The sequence below is a fragment of the Nocardia alba NBRC 108234 genome, from assembly GCF_001612665.1.
GTDB lineage: Bacteria > Actinomycetota > Actinomycetes > Mycobacteriales > Mycobacteriaceae > Nocardia > Nocardia alba.
This window is the reverse complement of the sequence record NZ_BDAX01000008.1, coordinates 110,026-131,579: the sequence shown is the minus strand read 5'-3', so window position 1 is coordinate 131,579 and position 21,554 is coordinate 110,026. Positions and strand designations below refer to the sequence as shown.

General features: G+C 67.2%; 25 protein-coding genes. 12 read left to right on the top strand and 13 right to left on the bottom strand.

All coding sequences use genetic code 11. From position 1 onward, the window contains the following. The coding region (locus NA12_RS10620) for a helix-turn-helix domain-containing protein (protein ID WP_255284077.1) at positions 1-481 on the bottom strand (481 nt) is incomplete at its 3' end. A 275-nt stretch (positions 482-756) separates the two neighbouring features. Between NA12_RS10620 and NA12_RS10615 the strand changes: the two genes are divergently transcribed. Continuing rightward, positions 757-1,116, top strand: coding sequence for a DUF4254 domain-containing protein (locus NA12_RS10615; RefSeq protein ID WP_067448865.1), 360 nt, complete (start codon positions 757-759; stop codon positions 1,114-1,116). A gap of 4 nt (positions 1,117-1,120) precedes the next feature. Here NA12_RS10615 and NA12_RS10610 read toward each other — a convergent pair whose 3' ends face one another. Further along, positions 1,121-1,843, bottom strand: a complete 723-nt coding sequence (locus NA12_RS10610) for a GntR family transcriptional regulator (RefSeq protein WP_067448863.1) — start codon at positions 1,841-1,843, stop codon at positions 1,121-1,123. Positions 1,844-1,940: 97 nt separating this feature from the next. Here NA12_RS10610 and NA12_RS10605 point away from each other — a divergent pair, with 97 nt between their 5' ends. The 7 genes from NA12_RS10605 (at position 1,941) to NA12_RS10575 (ending at position 8,544) form a co-directional block, all read left to right on the top strand. Beyond that, on the top strand, positions 1,941-3,068 hold the full coding sequence (locus tag NA12_RS10605) for a TIGR03364 family FAD-dependent oxidoreductase (protein WP_067448861.1): 1,128 nt from the start codon (positions 1,941-1,943) through the stop codon (positions 3,066-3,068). Positions 3,069-3,077: 9 nt separating this feature from the next. Next, positions 3,078-3,764 (top strand): phosphonatase-like hydrolase, encoded by a 687-nt coding sequence (locus tag NA12_RS10600; protein WP_067448859.1) that lies wholly within the window; start codon positions 3,078-3,080, stop codon positions 3,762-3,764. Positions 3,765-3,874: 110 nt separating this feature from the next. Continuing rightward, positions 3,875-4,921, top strand: a complete 1,047-nt coding sequence (locus NA12_RS10595; protein ID WP_067448857.1) for a 2-aminoethylphosphonate ABC transporter substrate-binding protein — start codon at positions 3,875-3,877, stop codon at positions 4,919-4,921. Between the two features lie 28 nt (positions 4,922-4,949). Beyond that, the gene (locus NA12_RS10590; protein WP_067448855.1) at positions 4,950-6,152 is read left to right on the top strand and encodes an ABC transporter ATP-binding protein; all 1,203 of its coding nucleotides are present in this window, start codon (positions 4,950-4,952) and stop codon (positions 6,150-6,152) included. 58 nt (positions 6,153-6,210) lie between these two features. Further along, entirely contained in the window at positions 6,211-7,101 is an 891-nt protein-coding gene (locus NA12_RS10585) for a 2-aminoethylphosphonate ABC transporter permease subunit (RefSeq protein WP_067448906.1), read from the top strand. A 2-nt stretch (positions 7,102-7,103) separates the two neighbouring features. After that, entirely contained in the window at positions 7,104-7,901 is a 798-nt protein-coding gene (locus tag NA12_RS10580) for an ABC transporter permease (RefSeq protein ID WP_067448904.1), read from the top strand. A gap of 277 nt (positions 7,902-8,178) precedes the next feature. Continuing rightward, complete coding sequence (locus NA12_RS10575) at positions 8,179-8,544, top strand: VOC family protein (RefSeq protein WP_067448853.1); 366 nt, start codon at positions 8,179-8,181, stop codon at positions 8,542-8,544. A gap of 51 nt (positions 8,545-8,595) precedes the next feature. Here NA12_RS10575 and NA12_RS10570 read toward each other — a convergent pair whose 3' ends face one another. The 8 genes from NA12_RS10570 to NA12_RS10530 form a co-directional block, all read right to left on the bottom strand. Next, positions 8,596-9,225 (bottom strand): LysE family translocator, encoded by a 630-nt coding sequence (locus tag NA12_RS10570; RefSeq protein WP_067448851.1) that lies wholly within the window; start codon positions 9,223-9,225, stop codon positions 8,596-8,598. An 85-nt stretch (positions 9,226-9,310) separates the two neighbouring features. After that, positions 9,311-10,075 (bottom strand): SDR family NAD(P)-dependent oxidoreductase, encoded by a 765-nt coding sequence (locus tag NA12_RS10565; protein WP_067448846.1) that lies wholly within the window; start codon positions 10,073-10,075, stop codon positions 9,311-9,313. Positions 10,076-10,221: 146 nt separating this feature from the next. Then, complete coding sequence (locus NA12_RS10560) at positions 10,222-11,067, bottom strand: helix-turn-helix transcriptional regulator (RefSeq protein ID WP_067448843.1); 846 nt, start codon at positions 11,065-11,067, stop codon at positions 10,222-10,224. A gap of 54 nt (positions 11,068-11,121) precedes the next feature. Beyond that, a complete protein-coding gene (locus NA12_RS33600; protein WP_132369655.1) occupies positions 11,122-11,430 on the bottom strand; it encodes a hypothetical protein in 309 nt (102 codons plus the stop codon). 571 nt (positions 11,431-12,001) lie between these two features. Further along, positions 12,002-12,628: a class I SAM-dependent methyltransferase gene (locus NA12_RS35040; RefSeq protein WP_371855985.1), complete on the bottom strand. Its 627-nt coding sequence runs from the start codon at positions 12,626-12,628 to the stop codon at positions 12,002-12,004. A gap of 394 nt (positions 12,629-13,022) precedes the next feature. Next, a complete protein-coding gene (locus NA12_RS10540; protein WP_132369654.1) occupies positions 13,023-14,384 on the bottom strand; it encodes a glycosyltransferase family 87 protein in 1,362 nt (453 codons plus the stop codon). Continuing rightward, entirely contained in the window at positions 14,381-15,097 is a 717-nt protein-coding gene (locus tag NA12_RS10535) for a PP2C family protein-serine/threonine phosphatase (RefSeq protein WP_067448834.1), read from the bottom strand. The genes NA12_RS10540 and NA12_RS10535 overlap by 4 nt, the downstream gene beginning before the upstream one ends. A 202-nt stretch (positions 15,098-15,299) precedes the next feature. Next, positions 15,300-15,713 (bottom strand): PaaI family thioesterase, encoded by a 414-nt coding sequence (locus tag NA12_RS10530; RefSeq protein WP_067448833.1) that lies wholly within the window; start codon positions 15,711-15,713, stop codon positions 15,300-15,302. A 114-nt stretch (positions 15,714-15,827) separates the two neighbouring features. On the opposite strand from NA12_RS10530, the gene NA12_RS10525 reads away from it, so the two are divergent. Beyond that, positions 15,828-16,586, top strand: a complete 759-nt coding sequence (locus NA12_RS10525) for a helix-turn-helix domain-containing protein (protein WP_067448830.1) — start codon at positions 15,828-15,830, stop codon at positions 16,584-16,586. A gap of 45 nt (positions 16,587-16,631) precedes the next feature. Here the strand turns inward: NA12_RS10525 and NA12_RS10520 are convergent, their stop codons facing one another. Together NA12_RS10520 and NA12_RS10515 are read right to left on the bottom strand one after the other, a co-directional pair. After that, on the bottom strand, positions 16,632-16,949 hold the full coding sequence (locus tag NA12_RS10520; RefSeq protein WP_067448828.1) for a hypothetical protein: 318 nt from the start codon (positions 16,947-16,949) through the stop codon (positions 16,632-16,634). Positions 16,950-17,170: 221 nt separating this feature from the next. After that, positions 17,171-17,647, bottom strand: a complete 477-nt coding sequence (locus tag NA12_RS10515; protein WP_067448826.1) for a DUF1772 domain-containing protein — start codon at positions 17,645-17,647, stop codon at positions 17,171-17,173. A 145-nt stretch (positions 17,648-17,792) separates the two neighbouring features. On the opposite strand from NA12_RS10515, the gene NA12_RS10510 reads away from it, so the two are divergent. After that, positions 17,793-18,401 carry a DUF4126 domain-containing protein gene (locus tag NA12_RS10510; protein WP_067448824.1) on the top strand — a complete coding sequence of 203 codons (609 nt, stop codon included), beginning with the start codon at positions 17,793-17,795 and terminating at the stop codon, positions 18,399-18,401. 16 nt (positions 18,402-18,417) lie between these two features. On the opposite strand, the gene NA12_RS10505 is transcribed toward NA12_RS10510, so the two are convergent. Beyond that, positions 18,418-19,428, bottom strand: coding sequence for an LLM class flavin-dependent oxidoreductase (locus NA12_RS10505; protein WP_067448822.1), 1,011 nt, complete (start codon positions 19,426-19,428; stop codon positions 18,418-18,420). A 111-nt stretch (positions 19,429-19,539) separates the two neighbouring features. Here NA12_RS10505 and NA12_RS10500 point away from each other — a divergent pair, with 111 nt between their 5' ends. Both NA12_RS10500 and NA12_RS10495 read left to right on the top strand, forming a co-directional pair. Beyond that, positions 19,540-20,016, top strand: a complete 477-nt coding sequence (locus tag NA12_RS10500; protein ID WP_067448819.1) for a MarR family winged helix-turn-helix transcriptional regulator — start codon at positions 19,540-19,542, stop codon at positions 20,014-20,016. A gap of 72 nt (positions 20,017-20,088) precedes the next feature. Beyond that, positions 20,089-21,519, top strand: a complete 1,431-nt coding sequence (locus tag NA12_RS10495) for a DHA2 family efflux MFS transporter permease subunit (RefSeq protein WP_067448817.1) — start codon at positions 20,089-20,091, stop codon at positions 21,517-21,519. The last annotated feature ends 35 nt before the right edge of the window (positions 21,520-21,554 follow it).

Here is a 21,554-nt window from a genome sequence, read left to right as displayed (position 1 = left end):
TCGAGGTCTGGTATTGCCTGGCCGACAATGCTTCCGCCTCGAAGTTGATGTAATTCGCGTACACCTCCGACACCGCGCCTTCGTAGGGGCGTGACATGCCGGGTTTCAGCGCGTCGGTCAGCAGGCTGAGTGCTTCCTCGCGCATTTTGTCGTCGACCTGATACAGGTCGAGCATGGCGCCGAGAGTGCGACGTTGTGGGCGGGCCTGCGCCATTTCGATCCGGTACAGCGTGGTGACGTTGATTCCGGTTCGCGCGCTGACGTCTTCCTTGCTCAACTGGGCGCTTTCGCGCAACTCGCGCAGCATGGCCGCGAGCCTGCGGAGCCGGACGGTCAGGGTTGTGCGCTTGCCTGCCATGAAACGCATTATTGCGCTGCAAGGCCACTCTGTCATGCGTTCGGCGAAGACGACGGTTTCGAGGCCGATGTTGTCAACGGCGAGTCTGCGCGCCACGCCGGAAGACGGTGCGGCGCTGCGCATGTGACCGCTGGTTCTGTCAGGGTGGGTTTACTGCAGGAGTGATAACGCAATCTTGCGTTTCGTCTTCTGAGCGAGCATGATCCAGTTAGCCTGGTTGCGAACAATCCAAACAGATGACCGGGATAACCGAATCGAGAGCCAATCATGTTGGTAGACAAATCTTGGGTGTCGGGTGAATTCGGGGCAGTGCGATGAGCGCGCCGGTGATGGGGCTACTGCCCACTGCCCCACAATTGTTGTGTGCATTTCAGGGGCGGCGGTTTCAAGATCGGGAATTGTTGCGGTCAGCGCACGCACTCGCTGAACTGCACGAACGTCGGGGGCAGGTGCGTGATACGGCATTGATCGCCGAGATCGATTGCCGTCGTAGTGAACTCGTCGACGACATCAACGACTGGTGTGTCCAGGAGATCCCGTTGCATCGCAACGGCGCCTCGCTGCACACCGAGAGTCTCGGCGCGGTCGTCGACCGGATGGCGCGTAGCTGGGTGGATGCCAACCAGGCCATCGACATCGACGGCGCGCGAAGCGACAACACCCACAAGCACTGGTACCACCTCGCCGAGCTTGTGGACGGCTACACAGATCTGGTCACCGATGTGACCGGTGGGCGGCGAAGGCTGCCCGAGCAGTAGGCGGCTATGCCGGCTCCGGTGACAGTCTCGCCTCGAAGGCGATGCGGTCGCCACGGTAGAGCGAGCGCACCCGTTCGATGGGTGCGCCATCGGCGTCGACGCTGCGCCGATGCAGCAGCAACATCGGTAGCGCGGTGGTGCATTCGAGCAGACCCGCCTCTCTCGGGGCGGCGAGCACGGTTTCGATGCGTTCGCGCGCACCGGCGAGTTCGACGCCGGCGGCGCGAATCGCGGCGTACAGCGACGTGGTGGGGTCATAGCTGCCGCGCAGGGCGGCGAAACGACGCAGCGGCAGGTAGGTGCTCTCCAGTCCGACGCGTTCGCCGTCGGCGAGCAGCACCCGCTCCAGGTGCATCACCGGGGTGCCCAACTCCACCTCGAGGTCGGTGGCCGTCGCCGCGTCCGCGGCGACGTCCTCCCACGCGACCAGGATGCGGCCGGGGGTGCGGCCGAGACTGATCGCCCCTTCGGTGTACGAGCGCAGTGACAGCGGCTGCGTGAGTTTGGGGCGCGAGATCACAGTGCCCCGGCCCTGGCGCCGAATCCTGCCTTCCACCAGTAGTTCTCGCAGTGCCTGCCGCACGGTTTCGCGGGCGACGCCGAAGCGGGTGGCGAGGTCGCGTTCGGAGGGCACCGGGTCGCCCTCGGTGAGATCGGCCAGGAGCAGATCGATTTCGGTGCGAACCAGGAACACCTTCGGAACCCGGGTGGTCTGTGGCGAATCCATGCCGCCCAGCCTACCCGGATTGGTCTATACCAAAAATTAACTTACCGTTCTCGCTGCCCACACCTATCGGTCTAGACCATTTGCCACTATCGGTGGCATGCGATTGGTCATCATCGGTGGCGGGATTCTCGGCACCGCACACGCCTGGGCGGCGATAGCCAGGGGACACGAGGTCGTGCACCTCGAGCGCGAACGCGAAGCGCGCGGCGCGACGGTTCGCAACTTCGGCCTGGTCTGGGTTTCGGGCCGGTCGGCGAACGAACTCGCGCTGACGCTGCGCTCGCGCGAGCTGTGGGAGGAGATCGGCGGCCGGGTCGCCGGTGTCGGCTTCCGGCCCGCCGGCTCGATCACGCTGGTGCGTACCCCCGCCGAACTCGCCGTCGCCGAGGCCGCGGCCGCGGGCGAATCCGCCGAGGCGCGCGGGTTCACCCTGCTCGACCCCGACCAGGTGCGCGCGATCAACCCGGCGGTGCGCGGCAAGTACCTCGCGGGCCTGCACTGCTCGACCGATGCCGCAGTGGAGTCGCGCCAGGCGCTGCCCGCGCTGCGCGCCCACATGGCCGCGTCCGGTCGCTACACCTTCCACGCGGGCACCGAGGCGCGCTCGGTCCTCGACACCGGTTCCGGCGCGGTCGTCGTCGACGATCACGGTCGACGCCACGAGGCCGACCTTGTCATCCACTGCCCCGGCGCGGCGCACTCCGGGCTCACCCGCGAGCTGGCGGGCGAACTGCCGGTGCGGCGCGTGCGGCTGCAGATGATGCAGACCGCCCCGCTGGGCGAACCGCTCACCACCGCGATCGCCGACGGTGACAGCTTCCGCTACTACCCGGGTTTCGCCGGCCCGCAGCTGGATGCGCTGGCCGCCGAGCAATCGCAGACCGCGACCGCCGCCGAGCACAAGATGCAGCTGCTGTGCGTACAGCGCCTGCACGGCGGCCTGACTATCGGCGACACCCACGAGTACGTCGAACCTTTCGCCTTCGACGTCGACGAAGCGCCCTACGAGCACCTCACCGAGGTGACCGAGGAACTGCTCGGCCGCGCACTGCCGCCGATCGTGCGGCGCTGGGCCGGCGTCTACAGCCAGAGCATCGACCCCGGCGCCATCGTCACCCGGGTGCGGGCCGATACCAACGTCTGGGTCGTCACCGGCCCCGGTGGTCGCGGAATGACGCTCGGCCCCGCTCTCGGCGAGGACACCGCCGACCACCTCGGACTGTAAGGAATAGTGATGTCGGACAACAAGATTCAGCTCGCCGCCCTGGACATGGCAGGCACCACCGTCGCCGACGGCGGACTGGTGTTGCGCGCGTTCGAGAGCGCCGCCACCACCGCCGGGATCGAGCCGCAGGGCCCCCGCCGGGAACAGGCGCGCCGCTACGTGGTCGATACCATGGGCCAATCCAAGATCGAGGTGTTCCGCGCGCTGCTCGACGGCGACGAGGCCGCCGCCCACCGGGCCAACCTGGCTTTCGAAACCGCCTACGAGGCGCTGGTCGACGAGGCCGACATCACCCCGATTCCCGGTGCGGTGGAGGCGATCACCGCGCTGCGCGAAGCCGGTGTCCGGGTCGCGCTGACCACCGGATTCAGCCGTAGCACGCAGGACAAACTCCTCGCCGCGCTGGGCTGGGCCGACCTGGTCGACCTCACCCTCGCGCCGTCCGACGCCGGACGTGGACGCCCCTACCCCGACATGGTGCTGGCCGCCGCGCTGCGCCTGCGCGTCGACGCCGTCGACCGGATTGCCGTGCTCGGTGACACCACCAGCGATATCGCGACCGGTCTGGCCGCCGGCGCGGGCATCGTCGCGGGCACCCTGACCGGCACGCACTCCGCCGATCAGCTGCGTGCCGCCGGTGCCACCCATGTCGTGGCGTCGGTCGCCGAGTTCCCGGCGCTGGTGCTCGCGCACTGAGCGCGCGGCGGCACGCACACCTGCCGTCGCGGTATTCGTCGCGGCGTCGCCCTCCGATCCACCCGCCCCTGCGATCCCTCCCGGCATCTGAAACGAAAGTTGTTGTCATCGTGCGTACTTCCCTCACCGCGCGCCGCCTGTCCAAGGCCGCGCTGCTGCTGGCCGGCCTCACCGCCGTCGCGTTCACCGGCGCCTGCGGTGGCACCGGTACCGAATCCGCGGACGGCAAGACCGTCACCGTGTACTCCGCCGACGGTGTCGGCGGCTGGTACAAGTCCCAGTTCGACGCGTTCACCAAGGAGACCGGCATCGCGGTCAACCTGGTCGAGGCGGGTTCCGGCGAGGTCGTGAACCGGGTCGACAAGGAGCAGTCCAACCCGCAGGCCGACGTCGTCGTCACCCTGCCGCCGTTCATCCAGAAGGCCAAGCAGTCGGGTCTGCTGCAGCCCAGCGGCATCGACACCGCGGCGGTACCTGCCGCGGCCAAGGACGCCGAGGGCACCTATGTGACGCTGGCCAACAACTTCCTGTGCTTCATCGCCAACCCCGCGGTCGACGCCTCGGCGCTCACCTGGGAAGACCTGTTGAAGCCGGAATACAAGGGCAAACTGCAGTATTCGACGCCCGGCCAGGCCGGTGACGGCACCGCCGTGCTGGTGCTGCTGCAGCAGTTGCGCGGCAAGCAGGGCGCCCTCGACTACCTGGCCGCGCTGCAGGCCAACAATGTCGGCCCGTCGTCCTCGACCGGCAAGCTGCAGGCCAAGGTCGACAAGGGTGAGCTGCTCATCGCCAACGGCGACGTGCAGATGAACCTGACCACGGTGAAGGAGAAGGGCTCCAAGTTCAACGTCTTCTTCCCAGCCACCGCGGGCAAGCGTGCCACCGTGGCCGTGCCGTACATGATGGGGCTGGCCAAGGGCGCCCCGCACAAGGACGCCGCCACCGAGCTGATGAGCTTCCTGATGGCGCCGCCCGCCCAGGCGAAGCTCGGCCCCGAGGCCTTCGCCGTGTCGCCCCGCACCGATGTGCCCGCCCCGGCCGATGGTGGTCCGGCCGCCGCGCTGAAGGGTGTCGAGGTGGTTCCGGTCGATTGGAACAAGGTGCTGACCGAGCTGGACGCCGATGTCGCGGCGTACCAGAAGGCAACCGGCAGCTGATCGCGGCTGTGACACAAGGGAGTTGACGATGTCCGACGGTGACCTCCAGCTGAGATCCGCTACGTCCGTGGCGACAACGAGCGAACCCGCGATCGTGTTCGACCGGGTCGGGGTCAGCTATGGCAGGGGCCGCAAAGCCGCTGTCGCGCTTGCTGATTTCACCCTGCGCGTCGCCGTCGGCGAAACCGTCGCGCTCCTCGGCCCGAGTGGGTCGGGCAAGTCGACCGCGCTCAAGGCGCTGGCCGGTTTCGTCCGGCCCACCACGGGCAGGGTCCGCCTGGCGGGCCGCGACGTCACCGATCTCTCGCCCGCCGCGCGCGGGATCGGTGTCGTCGTGCAGTCCTACGCGTTGTTCCCGCACATGACCGTGCAGAACAATGTGGCCTTCGGTTTGAAGTCGCACCGGGTGCCGCGTGCGCAGATCGCCACGCGGGTCGCCGAGTCGCTCGACATGGTCGGAATGGGTGGTTACGCGCAGCGGCTCCCACGCGAGTTGTCCGGCGGCCAGCAGCAGCGGGTGGCGATCGCCCGTGCGCTGGCCATCAAGCCCCGCGTGTTGCTGCTCGACGAGCCGCTCGCCGCGCTCGACGCGCAATTGCGGCATTCGATGCTCGGAGAGTTGCAGGCACTGCGAAAAGCGTTGCCCGACACCGCGATGCTGTATGTCACCCATGATCAGGCCGAGGCGCTGGCGCTGGCGGATCGCATCGCGGTGATGCGCGATTCCCGCCTCGTCGACATCGACACGGCCGAGAACCTGTGGCAGCGACCGCCCACCGACTTCACCGCGGGATTCCTCGGTGGCGCGAACCTGGTGCCCTGCACCGTCAACCACGTCACCGGCACCGCCGCCCTGGTCACCGCAGGCACCAACACCCTGTGGGCCCAGGCACCGCAACCCGCTGTGGGACAATCGGATTGGGCGCCCGACGACGACGCCCTGCTCTGCATCCGCCCGCACACGATCACCGTGGGCAAACCCGGCGAGCGCGGCGCCCTGCGCGCCACCGTGCTCACCTCCGTCTGGCGTGGCGCCACCACCCGGGTCGAGCTGTCGGTCGACGGCCTGCCCGATCGGCTCGCGGCCGACGTGCCGGGGCATTTCGCGACGGAAGTCGGTGCCGTGGTCGGGGTGCGACTCCCGGACCCGGCGGGTGTGCTCATCCCGCGCGCGATCGGCGAGAGCTCAACCGTGGCAAGCGGTTACGGACAGACGGAGAGCGCGTCATGAGGACGAATCACGCGGGTGGCCCGCAGACTCGCGGGCACGGCAGTAGCGAGGTGAGGTGGTGAGCGCCGCCGTCCTCGATCGGCCCGAGGTGCCGTCGAACGACTCCGCACCGCGACGCTCATGGCTACCGATCCTGTGGACCTTGCCGCCCGTGCTCGTGGTGCTCGGGATCGCGGGGTATCCGATTCTGCGGGTGCTCACCGAGTCCACGCAGACCCCGTCCGGGCGCGGCACCGAGGTGTGGACCTCGGTGCTCGGGTCCGAGACTTTCCGGGACGCGTTGTGGCGCACCGTTTCCATCGCGGTCTGTGCCACGGCGGGGTGCCTGGTCCTGGGTACGTTCCTGGCCATCGTGCTGGCCTTCGTGCCTTTTCCCGGGTCCGGTCCGGTCGGCAGACTCATCGACACGATCCTGACCCTGCCCTCGTTCCTGATCACGCTCGCGTTCACCTTCCTCTACGGCACCGCCGGAGCGGTGAACGCCCTGATCGCCGAATTGACCGGCGCCACAACACCGGTCATCGACTTCCTCACCACCCCGCTGGGTGTGATCCTCGCCGAGATCACGTACTTCACCCCGTTCGTGGTGCGCCCGGTGCTGGCCGCGTTCGCCCAGCTGCCCCGCGAGCAACTCGATGTCGCGGCTAGTCTCGGCGCGTCGCCGTGGCGGGTGCTGCGTCAGGTGGTGCTGCCCGAGGCGTGGCCCGCGCTCGCGGCGGGCGGTTCACTGGTGCTGCTGCTCACGCTCAACGAGTTCGGCATCGTGCTGTTCACCGGCGCCAAGGGCGTCATCACGCTGCCCGCGCTGATCTACACCAGGGGCATCGTCACCTTCGACCTGCCCGGTGCGGCGGTGCTGGCCTCGGTGCAGGTGCTGCTCTCGCTGAGCCTGTACCTCGGCTACCGGTTCGTGTTCGCCCGGTTCATCGCCCGCCCGAAGGAGCAATGATCGTGCTCGTCTGGACTCCGCGCGGAAAAGCGCTCGTACTCGGCGCTTTCGCGCTCGTGGTCGCGGTGGTCTTCGTGGCCCCGATCGCGACCGTGATCGCCGCCGCCCTGGCGGGCAGCTGGACCGGCCCCCTGCCGTCGGACCTCGGTTTCGCCAATATCGGCAACGCGCTCACCGGCGAGCAGGCGGCCAGCCTCTCGGTGAGCCTGCAAACCGCCCTGCTCGCCGGCGCGATCTCCCTCATCCTCGGCACCTGGGCCGCCCTGGCCTCCCGCGAGGCCCCCACCTGGTTGCGCCGCCTCACCGACGCCATCTTCCACCTCCCGGTCGCCGTGCCCTCGGTAGCGGTCGGTCTCGGCGTGCTGATCGCCTTCAACGAACGCCCGTTGCTCCTCGGCGGCACCAAGTGGATCGTCATCGTGGCCCACACGGTCCTGGTTCTGGCCTACGCCTTCAGCGCCGTCTCCGCCGCCCTCGATCGGCTCGACCCCGCCTACCGGCAGGCCGCGCAATCTCTGGGCGCGGGCCCTGTTCGCGTCCTCTGCCAGATCACCTTGCCGCTGCTGCTCCCCGCTCTCGGTGCGGCAGCCGGCCTGGCGGTCGCCCTCTCCATGGGCGAGCTCGGCGCCACCATCATGGTCTACCCCGCCACCTGGAAGACGTTGCCCGTCAGCATCTTCGCCCAAACCGACCGCGGCGAGGTCTTCGACGCCGCGGCCGGAACCACGGTCCTCGTCGTGGTCACGCTGGTGGTGCTGGTGGTTCTGGGACGCGTACGCGGACGCGCGGCGCTGCGCTGAGCTGGACGATGCTCGCGGAGTGGAGGCATAGCCCTGGACATCGAGATGCAGGCCAAAGGCGTCGATGACGATCGAGGCGTGGTCGGAACGACAACGGCCAGAAGATCTCGTCATCTACCAGCGCAGTCGGCCGAGCTCGACTGAACCATCTGCTGCGACCGTCCGGAATTCGGCGTGCCGATCCAACCAGATCAGCAGTGGCTCCAGCGGATGTTGCGGAAGCGCCGCGAATCAAGCAGTACGATTGTCCTGTATGGGAATCCGAGAAGGGAGATCCATGATTCATCATGTGCAGGTCGCTTGTCCGCCCGGAGCCGAAGATCGCCAGCGGGCGTTTTACACCGGCGTCCTCGGGTGGACGGAACTCCCCAAACCTCCACTGCTCGCTGTTCGCGGCGGTTGCTGGTTCAGGGTTCCTGGCATCGGTGGCCCGGACGGCGAACTCCACGTCGGCGTCGAAGAGCCCTTCCATCCCGCTCGCAAGGCTCACCCCGCCTTTGTAGTCGAGGCAGATGTGGTGGCGGCCGCGGTAATGGCCGCTGGATACGAAATCCATTGGGCCGACCCGGCCGAGATTCCCGGCCGTCGACGTTTTCACACCAATGACCCGGTCGGCAACAGACTCGAGTTCCTGGACTCCTAGCCAGCTGTTGCCAGAGCAGGTTGCGCTGGGCGGTCCTCAACCCGCGACGGTTCAGCGGTGGCTGGTGGCCAGCTTGAACCCGAATCCGACCACGACCATTCCCGTGAGGCTATCCATCGCGCGGCGCACCACATCTCGGCTCAACCACGCTTTCGCCCGGCTCGCAGCGCAGATGATCGCGGCGAACCACAGCATGCCCTCGACGTTGTGTACCAGCGCGAGTGCGCACCCCATCACCAGGGGCGACACTCCCTCCGGCAGGAACTGCGGCAGCACAGCCACGTAGAACACTCCGACTTTCGGGTTGAGCAGATTGGTTCCCAGCCCACGCGCCCACGCCCCGAACAAGCCTTCGCGTGAGTGATCCTCCGCGGTCTCCGGCGTCGCGGCTGAATGCCGAAATCCGTCGCGGATCATGCTGATGCCCAGCCACACCAGATACATCGCGCCTGCGACTCGCAACGCCGTGTACCCCAACTCGGAGGCCGTCACGAGCGCCGAAACTCCTGCGGCCGCGGCTACACCCCACACCAGCGTGCCGCTGCCGACCCCGAGTGCGGTGGCGAACGCGCAACGACGGCCGCGACGCACTGCTGCCCGCAGAACAAGCGCGGTATCGAGTCCCGGAACGATGGTCAACAGCCCGGCCACGACGGCGAACGACAGTAGATCCCGCACCATGCGCTCAGAGTAGGTGCACCACTCGTTGAAGATGTATCCGAATCTCGCATGCTCATCGACATTCGGTGAGTTTGACGCGGGGTGACTACAGCAGCGCCGAGGCGCCGATCGCGGTGAGCCCACCGTCGACGCGCAGGTCGTGCCCGTTGACGAACGTGGCGTCGGACGAGGCCAAGAAGACGACGGCGGCGGCCACGTCGTCGGCGGTGCCCACACGACCCGCGGGGGACAGGGCCGCGACACCACGCTGAGTGGCTTCGGAGAGCTCCGACCGAAAGGCCGGGGTGTCGATATAGCCGGGACTGACCGAGTTCACCCGGATTCGTCTCGGTGCCAATTCCGCTGCGAGCGAGCGGGTCAGGTTGTGGACCGCCGCCTTGCTCGCGGAGTAGAGCGCCGAGCCCGGGACGCCGAGGTGCAGGCCGAAGGAGGCATTGATGACGATCGCGGCGTGGTCGGGGAGCAATGGAAGGGACTTCTGGATGGTGAAGAACGCGCCCTTGAGGTTGCCGCCGATCACCTGATCGAAGAGCGCACCTGTGACCTGCTCGATCGTCTGGAACGAGCCGATGCCCGCGTTCGCGAACAGGACGTCGATCTGCCCGAAGCGGTTCGCCACTGCCGCGACGAGGCTGTCGAGATCATCGAGATCTGTGGCATCACCGGCGATTCCGCGCGCCTGACCGCCGAGTTCGGCGACGGCAGCATCGAGGCGTGACTTGTCTCGTCCGGTGACCACGACCCGCGCCCCCTCCGCGAGCAACCGATGCGCGGTGGCCAATCCCATTCCGCTGCTGCCGCCGGTGATCAGCGCGGTCTTTCCGTCGAATCGAGAACTGTTGTGCGTCATGGGTTCCAGCGTGGTCGATCGCCGACCGGGTCGGCAGTGCTCAGTTATCAGGGGTGTGCCACCACCAGGCTCGACTGTCCCGCGCTACCCGACTGTCGATGTCCGGTCGCCACCGGATGGTCGGTCGGCCCGCGCGAGGCGGGTCGTTACGCGGATTCGGACAGGCGCAGTCGGGGGAGGGCGGCCAGGCGGTCGGCGGTGTCGGTGGCCGGTCTCGGGTTGTAGAGCACCAGCGACCAGTGCGGATGGTCGGCGACGGTGAGCGTGGTGGCGTCGAAGTAGAGATCCCCGGCTTCCGGGTGCCGCAGGGCGTTCACGGCCTGGATCGGCGCACCGACATCGTGGCGCTCCCAGAGTTCGGCGAACTCCGGCTCGACTGCCGCGAGTTCGGTTGCTACGCGCTGAAATTCGTCATCGTGCGGAACAAGGGCGGCGTCCGCGCGATAGGCGGCGACAACACCGGGAGCGGCAGCGGCCCACAGTTCGGGCAGCCCGCGATAACGCGGACTGGTGAAGAACGTGACCAGGCAATTGTGCGGCTCACCATCGTCACACCCGAACACCCGCCCCGCGAGCACGTTGAACGCCAGGATGTTCCAGTACCGATCCCGCACCACTGCGGGCCCGCGCACCCACCCATCGATCAGCGCCCGAATCTCCACGGTCACCTCCACCGAGCCCCCCACCACCACCGGCGGATTCAGCCCGGCCAGCACAAACAAATGCGCCCGCTCCACTGCACTCAACCGCAACACCCCCGCCACCGCGTCGAGCACCTCACCCGACACCGTGATATCGCGCCCCTGCTCCAACCAGGTGTACCAAGACACCCCGACCCCGGCCAGCATCGCGACTTCTTCCCGGCGTAGGCCAGGCGTGCGCCGTCGCCCAACCACCGGCAGCCCCACCTCACCCGGCCCGATTCGCTCCCGCCGTGACCGCAGGAAATCGCGCAACTCCTCGCGCCGACGAGCAGATCCCGCACTGACCATGAGACCAAGGTAGCCATGAGAGCAACCGGCTGACCCAGCGACCACCACGGGGTTTCACGCATCCTCGGGAAACTGTGGCCGCGCGGATGAAAGCCGCTCCCCGCCGGGAGGGTGGATCGGCTCCGGGCGAGTTCCGAACAAGTAAGCGCGGAAGGCACGCAGGTACTCGTCGAGTTTCCGCTGATCAGCGAACATCACCTCGGTCGGATCGAACCATTCGTCCGGTGTGGGACACCACGCGATCATGTAGTCGAGGGCTTCGCGCACCAGGCCCCCGTAGGTCGGATCCGCGGCGCAGGCAGCGCGTAGCGCCGGGGCGTAGTGCCGCCATCCCTGGCCGTGCTCTGCCCGGTGCATGTCCATCAGCGGCCACCTCGAGCCGTTGATATGTGGGATCTCGTCCCACCACGTGGTTTTCGTGCGCGAAGTCTTGTCGGCCTGCCCTCGGCGGTGTGATGCCGGGACAGGCGGCGGGTATTCGGAGGGCGCTCCCCGTCGGTCTATGTCGCGAGTCGGTCCGATTCCGAGGTTCACGGGTGGATACCAGACGCCGCGCCATACCGGGACTCCGAGATGGCGGGGATTCACCGGCAGTGGCTCGGCCAGCGAGACGTCGACGGTGATTCGGTGCACGGGTGGCAACAGTCCGTCGGGAAACAGATCCGCAACAATCGACAAGCAATCGCGGACATCGAAGCCGGTCACACCGACGCCCTGCCAGAACCGGGCATCGGAGCATTCCCGCGGGTCGAACTCGATCCAGAACCGCCGCACCGTGGCCATCCGCGACTCCCTCCCACCAGCAACGATATCTGATGCCGACCCCGCTGATCCCAGGGCTGATCAGCGTCTACCACTCGGTAATCGGCTAGTTGATGCACGACAAAGACTTGGAGGCCCTGTCCAGCTGGATCGGGGCTCAGTGTGCCCGGATTCAGGTCGGCGGACGCCGCTGCCGGACGGGCATGTCACTGTGTTCCGGTGCCCCGCTGCTCGGGCGTAGTCGCTGCTTGTCGTAAACCAGCGAATATCGCCAGAACAGACGTCGCCGGATGCGCGCTCCCGGCAGATACTCAGCTGCCGCGCAGCGGATCTCGGTCAGTGTTTCGCGCGGTGCCGTGGTCGGCGCGGTCATCTCGATGGGGAGCTGGTCGCTCGGGTGAGGGTGCTTGATCTTACCCACGACCAGATTCGCTATCGAGGAGACGAAACCCGTTGCGTAGTCGATCGGGCCTGCACTGCGGAAGCACCCGACAACGACCAGTCGGCCGCCGGGGGACAAAAGTCGGTCCAGATCACGCAGGGTATCGACCAACGGAAGGTGGTGCAGGGCAGCGACCAGCGTGATGGCCTCCCATTGGCGAGGCGATCGGAGTTGATCGAACCGAACCTGCTCGATCACAACGGAATCGTTCCCGGCGAAACGAGCGGCCGCTACGCGCGCGGTCGCGGCGTCGGGCTCGATCCCAGTCACCCGATCGACATGTGTCCGTATCCGATCGATGAGATTGCCTGTGCCACAGCCGATATCGAGCAAACTTTCTGCTCCGCACGACCTCACCTGATGGACAACCCACCCGCCGTACAAGTCGTTGTGACTCCACGGATGCCGCTCGTTGAAGCGATCGATGCGAGAAGACAAGGCCACGACACCACCGTAGCGACCGACGAATCCTTCGATGGCGTGACGAGATGTGCCGGAGTGAAGCCTCGATGATGGCCCACTCGCAGGGACGCAACTACGCGGTCAACGAACTCGGAAGCCGTGCCACCTACTACCTGCCTCGTCCACCCGTTGCCGATAGCCCCAGGTCTGTTCCCCAGCCCAGAGTCGTCTACGAAGTGGTGATGCTCGGAGCCGACAACAAGCCTGCAGAACTCCGATATGTCACCGATCCAACCCGCAGCTGACGGCGGTTCGGTGGGTGAGGCATGGCGTATAGCGAAGCGGTGGGTCAGGTGGTTGGTGAGGCTGACTGCGCCGACGTTGCGTTCGCTTTCGGTGAATCGCGTAGGTCGGGGTCGCCGGTGGCGGCTGAGGTCGGGGCTGGCGAGCCCAGCGCGGACAGCGTCGTTCCGTGCACCAGGACCGCCCAGTAGCCCACGAGAACAGCGCAATAGAACGAGTGTTTCACTGCGGCGGTGACGCTACTGTGGGGCAGCGACTCCAGGGTGAAGGACACCGGGAAGACTGGCACCGCGAGCGCGATAACGGCGATCTCGCTGCGGCCCAGCGTGATCAGCGCGAGCACGCCCGGCCACAACAGCATCAGGTAGTTGTGCCACGCGATGGGGGAAAACAGCAAGGCCGCGGCGAGTACGGCCCACAGCGCGGTGCCGGTCGGGTCGATGCGGTCGCGGTGGCGCGCACACCACCACAGCGTGCCTGCCAGCACTGCTAGCCCGAGAACCGTGCCGATCGCGGAGGGCATTGCGAAGCGCACTGCGAGCCCCGGCAGCGAGGCGTTGTCCACCCAGCCCGACACCGGCTCGGACAAGGCGATGCGCAGCCAGGCCCACGCGCTCGACGGCCCGGCGACGAGCACCCCGATCAGCGAGGCGACAGCCGCGCCTGCGATTCCGGCCTTGAACGGTAACCACTGCCGCTGCACGGCCGCGAGCAGCAGTATCGGTGCCAGCGACGGTTTGAGCGCCACGACGATGCCGAACAGGACGGATGCGAGTACCGGTCGTCCCCGCCGCTGCGCGATCCATCCGGCAACGAGCCCGACCAGCAGCAGTGGGTAGACCTGGCCGAGCATCAGCGTTCCGTACAGCGGCGAGGACGCGAGCACAGCCAGCGTGGCCAGTGCGGTGACAGCCGGGCGCAGCCGCAGATGTAAGCACACCGCCAACACCGAGCCCAGCATCATGAGCAGTAGCAGCATCGAGAAAGCGCGGTAGGCCGTGAGCACATCCAGCGCGGCGAGCGGCGCGAGCAGCACCGAGACCAGAGGCGGGTTGAGATTGTTCAGCTTCGCCGGAGTTTCGTAGATGTCGTCGCCGTGGGTGAGGGCCACCGCCGAGTTCCAGAAGGTGTCGAAGTCGACGTGCGTCTCGTAGACATCGTTGGACATCAGCGGCGTTATCACCAAAGAGGGGTTCGATACACGCAGCACCACTTCGCCGATGGCCGTGAGGACTAGCAGACCCGTCCCCACCCGAATGGCGGTGGTGAGATGGCTGGACTGCGCTACATCCTTTGGCGACACGGCTCCCGACGCTATCCGTACTTGTTCGGGAATGTAGAACTGTTCTTCCGACCCGGCGTCAGGATGCACGATGCCGTGAGCTGTTGCGTTGCGAATGTCGTTCAATCGACCCGGATCACGATGGCAGAGGCGTTGTCGTTTCCGCCCGCTGTTTCGCAGGCGGCCAAGAGAGTGGTGACGACAGTGGTCGGCGGTGTGTCCTGGCTGAGCAGGGTCCGTAGATAGTCGTAGCCGACCTGGTCGGAGACGCCGTCGGTGCACAGCAGGTATCGGTCACCGGGTCTCATCGTCACGCTGAACACGTCGGGTTCCGGCGCGGACCCATGGCCGATATAGCGCGTGAGTTGATACCGGGCGGACGCGGCCTGCGGGGAGTTGAACGGATACCAACCGTGCACCGCCCCCAGCCATGCCACCGTGTGGTCGGTGGTCAACAGTTCCAGCTGTCCGGCACGCCAGCGATACACGCGGGAGTCACCGATTTGGACGAGCCAATAGCCTTGTGGCGCAGCGGTAATGGCGGTCAGGGTGCACCCGGCGAGGACTCGTAGTTCGCGGCCGACGTGGCTCACCCTGGCGTGCGCCGCCGCCACCGCCTCGCGCAGCGTGTCCGGGCTCGGCTCTGTCACACGCATGGCGTGGTCGACGAAGGTGTCGACAGCGATTCGCCCCGCGGCCGCGCTGCCCGGTCCGTCTCCCATGCCGTCGGCCAGCACCGCGAGCAATGGCTGCTCAACGAGATAGGTGACGTCGTAGTTCGCGGAGTAGCGGTTGCCCGTATCGCTGCCCACTGCGGTTGTGATGTCTGGACGATGCACAGTGTCAAGGCTATCCACACTGACACGCTGACGTTTACCCGCGCAGAGGCCACATACAAAGGGGAGCGCCCGGCTGACCGATCGGTCTGCCGGGTAACGTCCCGTGCCGTCGGGCGGGTATTCGAAGCGCCTGCGGTACAACTCGTTCGGTGTTGTGTAGCGCCGCTCGCGCTGCCCGCCGACGGTCGGGCGCGTCGTGGAATCAGCGGTGGAAGATGCGGCTCGTCACCTCGCCGGTGGCGATGAGGGAGCCGTTGTCGTCGACGACGCGGACATGGGTCAGGGTCGAGGAGCGGGTGCGGTTCACGACGGTCGCTTCGGCGGTGAGTTCGTCGACTGCCGGTGCGAGGTAGTGGACGGCGAGTTGTGATGTCGCGCCGCCGGTGGCGGTCTGCGCGGTCACTCCGGAGGCCGAGGCCGCCGCGCCGGCGATGTCGATCAGGGTCGCGACCACGCCGCCGTGGATCACGCCGGGGGTGGTCGACAGGTGGGCGTCGAATTTCATGGCGAGGATGATCTCGTCGGGCTTCGCGGTCATCAGGCGCACGCCGAGTGATTGTGCGACAGGCGATCCCAGGACGGCTTCGTCGATCCACTGCTGAGCGAGTGGGTTCATGGTGTGACCTCCGTTGTTCTTTCGGTTCGGTACCGAGCATGAACCCGGCGGTGCGGGCAGTCGATAACCTCGGAGGTCATGTGCTCGCCGCACCGGCGCACCTAGAGTCGTGGTGTGCAGGCATCGGTCGGGCAGCTCTTGCGGGATTGGCGGCAGCGTCGCTCGCTGACCCAGTCGGCGCTCGCCGACCGGGCGTCGGTGTCGACGCGGCATCTCAGCTACATCGAGACCGGGCGTTCCCGACCGACCAGCGCGATGATCGTGCACCTCTGCGACCATCTGGCCGTCCCGCTCCGCGAACGCAACCAGGTGCTGTTGAGCGCGGGCTTCGCACCCGCGTACCCCGAGCACTCGCTCGGTGACCCGCCGATGATGGAGGCCAATGCCGCGCTCGAGGCGCTGCTGGCAGCGCAATCGCCCTGCCCGGCACTGGTGATCGACCGGCAGTGGGACCTGGTGACCGCCAACGCCGCCGCCTTCGCCTTGCTCGACGGAGTCGACGCCGATGTCCTGGAGCCACCGGTCAATGTCGTGCGCTTGACCCTGCACGAGCGCGGCCTGGCCCGCCGGATCGTGAACTTCGACGAGTGGCGTGCCCAACTCGCCGCGCGCCTGCGACGCGAGTTCGACATCAGCGCCGATCCCGAAGTACGGCAACTGCTCGACGAGGCGACCAGCGGTCTGCGCGATACTCCGGCCGCCGCCGCGCTCGTCGTGCCGCTTCGGCTCCTACGCCCCGATGGGCAGACATTGTCGTTCATCTCGACCACCACGGTGTTCGGAACTCCCCGGGAAGTCACGCTTTCCGAACTCGCGATCGAAACGTTCTACCCCGCCGACGACGCGACCCGCGCACTGTTGGGAAGTCGGTGATGATCGCTCGATATCGGAGCGCCGGTGTGGGCCCGCGGTGTGTGACTACGCCTGAATGACCTCGATGCCTACCATGGCGTTGAGTGAGTCGCAGCTGGCCCATGATTGGTTCTGGCCGTATTGCGCGGGGCCGTACTTCCAGTAGACGAACGGGACGGGCCAGGCGACGCAGGTGAGTTTCACCTGGTGCCAGGTCGGCAGTTCACAATTGGCCATTCCGCCGGTGTTGAAGATGTTGTACACGTGACAGTTGGCCTGCCACACCGGAACGTCGGCCTGGGCCGCGCCGCCACCGGCGACGACGGCGGACGCGGTGGCGGCGGTAACGATGACACCCGCGGCGAGTTTCTTCACAGAAAGCATTTCCAACCTCCTGAATCGATGTTGTCTGAAAGATCGCCAGGTGATCGAAAACGTTACGCGGGCTGGTCTTCGTCGAGTGCGATTGTCGCTATTGGGGCCGACTCTCGATTCATCATCGGAAATTGAACAGTAATTTCATCGATGTTCGGCCGGATAAGGCGACTCGACCATCCTGATTGCTGATAGTGAGCCAGCTGATCGCATCGGGCCGGCAGGTGATGTCAGAACAGGATCAGCGCGGCGCACAGTCCGGCGATGGCGGTGAACTGCAGGGTGACCCGGTACTTCAGAATGCTGTCCCACTTGTCCTGCAGCGCACGGGCATCGGCCGGAATGATGCCGCTCTGGGCGGCGGCGGTCTGCTGGGTATTGATCGGCTTGGCGATGCGGACGTAGAGGGCGAGCCAGGCGAGCAGTGCCGCCACCGAGATGCCGGCCGCGACCGCGGCGCCGAACTGCCCGGCCAGCAGTGCGATGAGCAGGGTGAGTACCGCGGTGATCACTCCGCCCGCACCGACCACCGGCATGCGCCGGTCGCCGTAGTAGTGGCCCCAGCCCGCGCTGATGGTGACGGTCGCGTCGTCGAGTTCGCGGTACACCGATCGCATGATCACGGCCGCGCAGACATCGGTTCCGTAGACGACGGCATTGGCGAGAACGGCGGCGGTGGCGATGATCTGGCCGGTGACGATGAGCATTGCGGGGCTCCCTCTCTCAATATCTAGCAGCGCTAGAAGCTGGAGCAAAGGTAACATCCGCATAGCTAGATTGTCTAGCGATGCTAGATCTGACTGTTGATCATCCTTTCCGTACGGTGTCGGTAGGCGGGCTTAGGCTGAGCGGGTGTCGGTGCTCCCTCTGATCTTCACCGCGGGCTGGGCCAGCGGTATCAACGCGTACGCGGTCGTTTTCCTGCTGGGTTTGTTCGGGCGGATCGGGTGGGCCGGCGACGTTCCGCCGGGGCTGCAGCGCACCGATGTGCTCATCGCCGCCGCGGCGCTGTTCCTGATCGAGGCTGTCGCGGACAAGATCCCGTACCTCGACTCGTTCTGGGACGCGGTGCACACCGTGGTGCGGCCCGCGTCGGGCGCGGTCGTCTCGGCGCTGATCGCCGGGCAGGACGATTCGCTGCCCACGATGTTCGCCGCGGCGGTGGGTGGGACCACCGCCTTGCTCAGCCACATCGTCAAAGCGGGTACCAGGATGGCGATCAACACCTCGCCGGAACCGGTCACCAATATCGCCGTGAGTACCGCCGAGGACTTCACGGTCGGCGGCGTACTCACCCTCGCGGTGTTCTTCCCGGTGCTGGCCGCGGTGATCGCCGCTGTTCTGTTGGCCATCGGGTTGTGGGTGGTCTACCTGTGCGCCAGTCGAATCAGCCGATACCGTCGACGAAGGCGAGAACGCCGGGGCGCCCGGACCGGCGGTACTGAACCGGTGCTCGAGTAGGCCCGCGGGGTGCCGCTCACCGCACCTGCGGGGCCACCTTCGTGCCGAGCAGTTCGATGCCGCGCAGCACCTGCTCGGGCGGCAGCGTCCCCACGCTGGTGTGCAGCATGAAGCGATCGAGACCGAGCGTGTCGCGGACCCGCGCGATCTTGTCGGCCACGTAGTCGGGGGTGCCGACGAACAGGGAACCGCTCTGCGAGCGCAGCGCGTCGAACTGCTCGCGCGACATCGGGCCCCAGCCGCGCTCCCGGCCGATCACCGACATCGCCGCGGCGTAGGGCTCGTAGAACTCGGCGACCGCTCGGTCGTCGGTGTCGGCGACGTAGCCGTGCGCGTGCACCGCCACCGGTTGCCTCTCGTGACCGCCTTCGGCGAGTGCCCGGTGATACAGCTCCACCAGCGGCTTGAAACGCGCGGGCTCGCCGCCGATGATCGCGATCGCGAGCGGCAGCCCGAGTAGCCCGGCCCGGATCACCGATTCGGGACTGCCGCCGACCGCGATCCACACCGGCAGCGGTCGGCCATCGGTGCGCGGATACACCGTCGCCTCGCGCAGCGGCGGACGGAATCGGCCCGTCCAGGTGACCGGTTCTTCCTCGCGGACCCGCAGCAGCAGGGCCAGCTTCTCTTCGAACAGCGCGTCGTAGTCGGACAGGTCGTAGCCGAACAGTGGGAACGACTCGGTGAACGACCCGCGACCCGCCATCAACTCCGCGCGCCCGTTCGACAGCCCGTCCAGCGTCGCGAAGTCCTGGTACACGCGCACCGGGTCGTCGGAGCTGAGCACGGTCACGGCGCTGGTGAGCTGGATGCGTTCGGTCCTGGCGGCAGCGGCGGCCAGGACGACGGCGGGGGAGGACGCGGCGAAGTCGCGCCGGTGATGTTCGCCGACGCCGTACACGTCGAGCCCGGCGGCCTCGGTCGCGACGGCCTCGTCGACCACCTGGCGCAGCCGCTCGGCGGCGGTCGGCGCGGGCCGGTCGCCGGTCGGGTACAGCTCGGCGAAGGTGGTGAGCCCCAGTTCCATGTGAACCTCTCTTCGGGATGCGGTCACCTGGTAAACGGACCGCAGTCCGACAACATTCCCGCGAGATGTGGATGTATGCGGATTATCTATGACAAAACTATAGTGGGCGGTATGACTGCCCTGGCGACTACGCGCACCGCACCCGACCTCTCCTTCCTGCTCGATCGCACCAGTCACGTTCTGCGCACCCGGATGGCGGCGGCGCTGGCCGAGATCGGGCTCACGGCTCGCATGCACTGCGTGCTGGTGCACGCGCTGGAGGCCGAGCGCACCCAGGCTCAACTCGCCGAGCTCGGCGATATGGACAAAACGACCATGGTCGTCACCGTCGACGCGCTGGAGAAGGCCGGTCTGGCCGAACGGAAACCGTCGAGCACCGACCGCCGCGCGCGCATCATCTCGGTGACTCCGGCCGGTGCCGAACTTGCCGCGCGCAGTACCGCGATCGTCGATGGCGTCCATCAGGGGGCGCTCGGTTCGCTGCCGAAGGCGGAGCGTGAATCCTTGCTGGCCGCACTGAATCACCTGGTGGAAGGGCATCTGTCGACAGCGGTCGAGGCCGCGCCCGCGCGCCGCGCCCGACAATAGTCCGTTGTAGATTGTCTATTACGGAACTATCTAGTACGGTCTCTCTTGTTCGCTTCCAGCAGGAGATGACCCATGACCAAGTCCCAGCGCACCGCCCTCGCGGTGCTGTCGGCCGCGATGCTGATGACCATCCTCGACGGCAGCATCGTCACCGTCGCCATGCCCGCGATCCAGCAAGACCTCGGCTTCTCGCCCGCCGGTCTGAGCTGGACCGTGAACGCCTACCTGATCGCCTTCGGTGGTCTACTGCTGCTGGCGGGACGCCTCGGCGACCTGATCGGCCGCAAGACGATGTTCATCACCGGCACGGTGGTCTTCACCGCCGCGTCGGTGCTGGCGGGCGTGGCGACCACCTCCGCCGTGTTGGTCGGCGCCAGATTCCTCCAGGGCATCGGTAGTGCGATCGCCGCCTCGGTGGTGCTCGGCATCCTGGTGACGATCTTCACCGAGCCCCGCCAACGAGCTACGGCCATCGGTGTTTTCAGCTTCACCGGGGCCGCGGGCGCCTCGATCGGACAGGTGCTCGGCGGCGTGCTCACCGACGCGCTGAACTGGCACTGGATCTTCCTGATCAATGTGCCGATCGGCGCGCTGACAGTGCTGGTGGCGGTGCGGGCGCTGCCCGCCGACCGCGGCCTCGGCTGGTCCGCCGGCGCCGATGTGCTGGGGGCGGGCCTGGTCACCGCCGGGCTGATGCTCGGCATCTACACCGTCGTCGAGGTCGAACGTTACGGCTGGGTCTCGGCGCACACGCTCGGCCTCGGCGCACTCGCCGCCGCGCTGCTCGCTACCTTCGTCCTGCGTCAGGCTACCGCCGTGAACCCGCTGCTTCCCCTGCGAATCTTCCGTTCCCGCACGGTTTCCGGCGCCAATGTGGTCCAGATGCTCACTCTCGCGGCCATGTTCGCCTTCCAGATCATCGTCGCGCTGTATCTGCAGAAAGTGTTGGGCTACAACGCCTTGCAGACCGGCCTGGCCATGCTGCCCGCCGCGGTCGCCATCGGCGGGGTGTCGCTGTTCGCCTCCGCTGCGCTGATCACCCGATTCGGTGAGCGGGCCGTGCTCATCGCCGGTCTGACCCTCCTGCTGGCCGGGATGTCCTGGTTGACGAGGCTGCCGGTCGACGCCGGTTACGTCACCGACGTGCTGCCGGTGATGGTGGCCCTGTCCGGTGGCGGGCTGGTGCTGCCCGCGCTCACCGCGCTGGGCATGTCGGGCGCCGAAGCCGACGACGCGGGCCTGGCTTCCGGACTGTTCAACACCACCCAGCAGGTCGGCATGGCGATCGGCGTCGCGGTGTTGTCCACCCTCGCCGCCGCGCGGACCGAGACCGAACTGGTGGCCGGAGCAGCCGAGGCTGTCGCGCTGACCAGCGGTTACCGACTGGCCTTCACGGTCGCGGCCGGAATGCTCGGTGCGGCACTGGTTCTCGGCGCCACCGTGCTGCGCAAGCGGCCCACGCCGGCGGACGCCGCGGTCGCGCAGGTGGTCTCGCCCGCCTGACCCGACGACCCACCCCCGCGATTCACCCCCCGGGA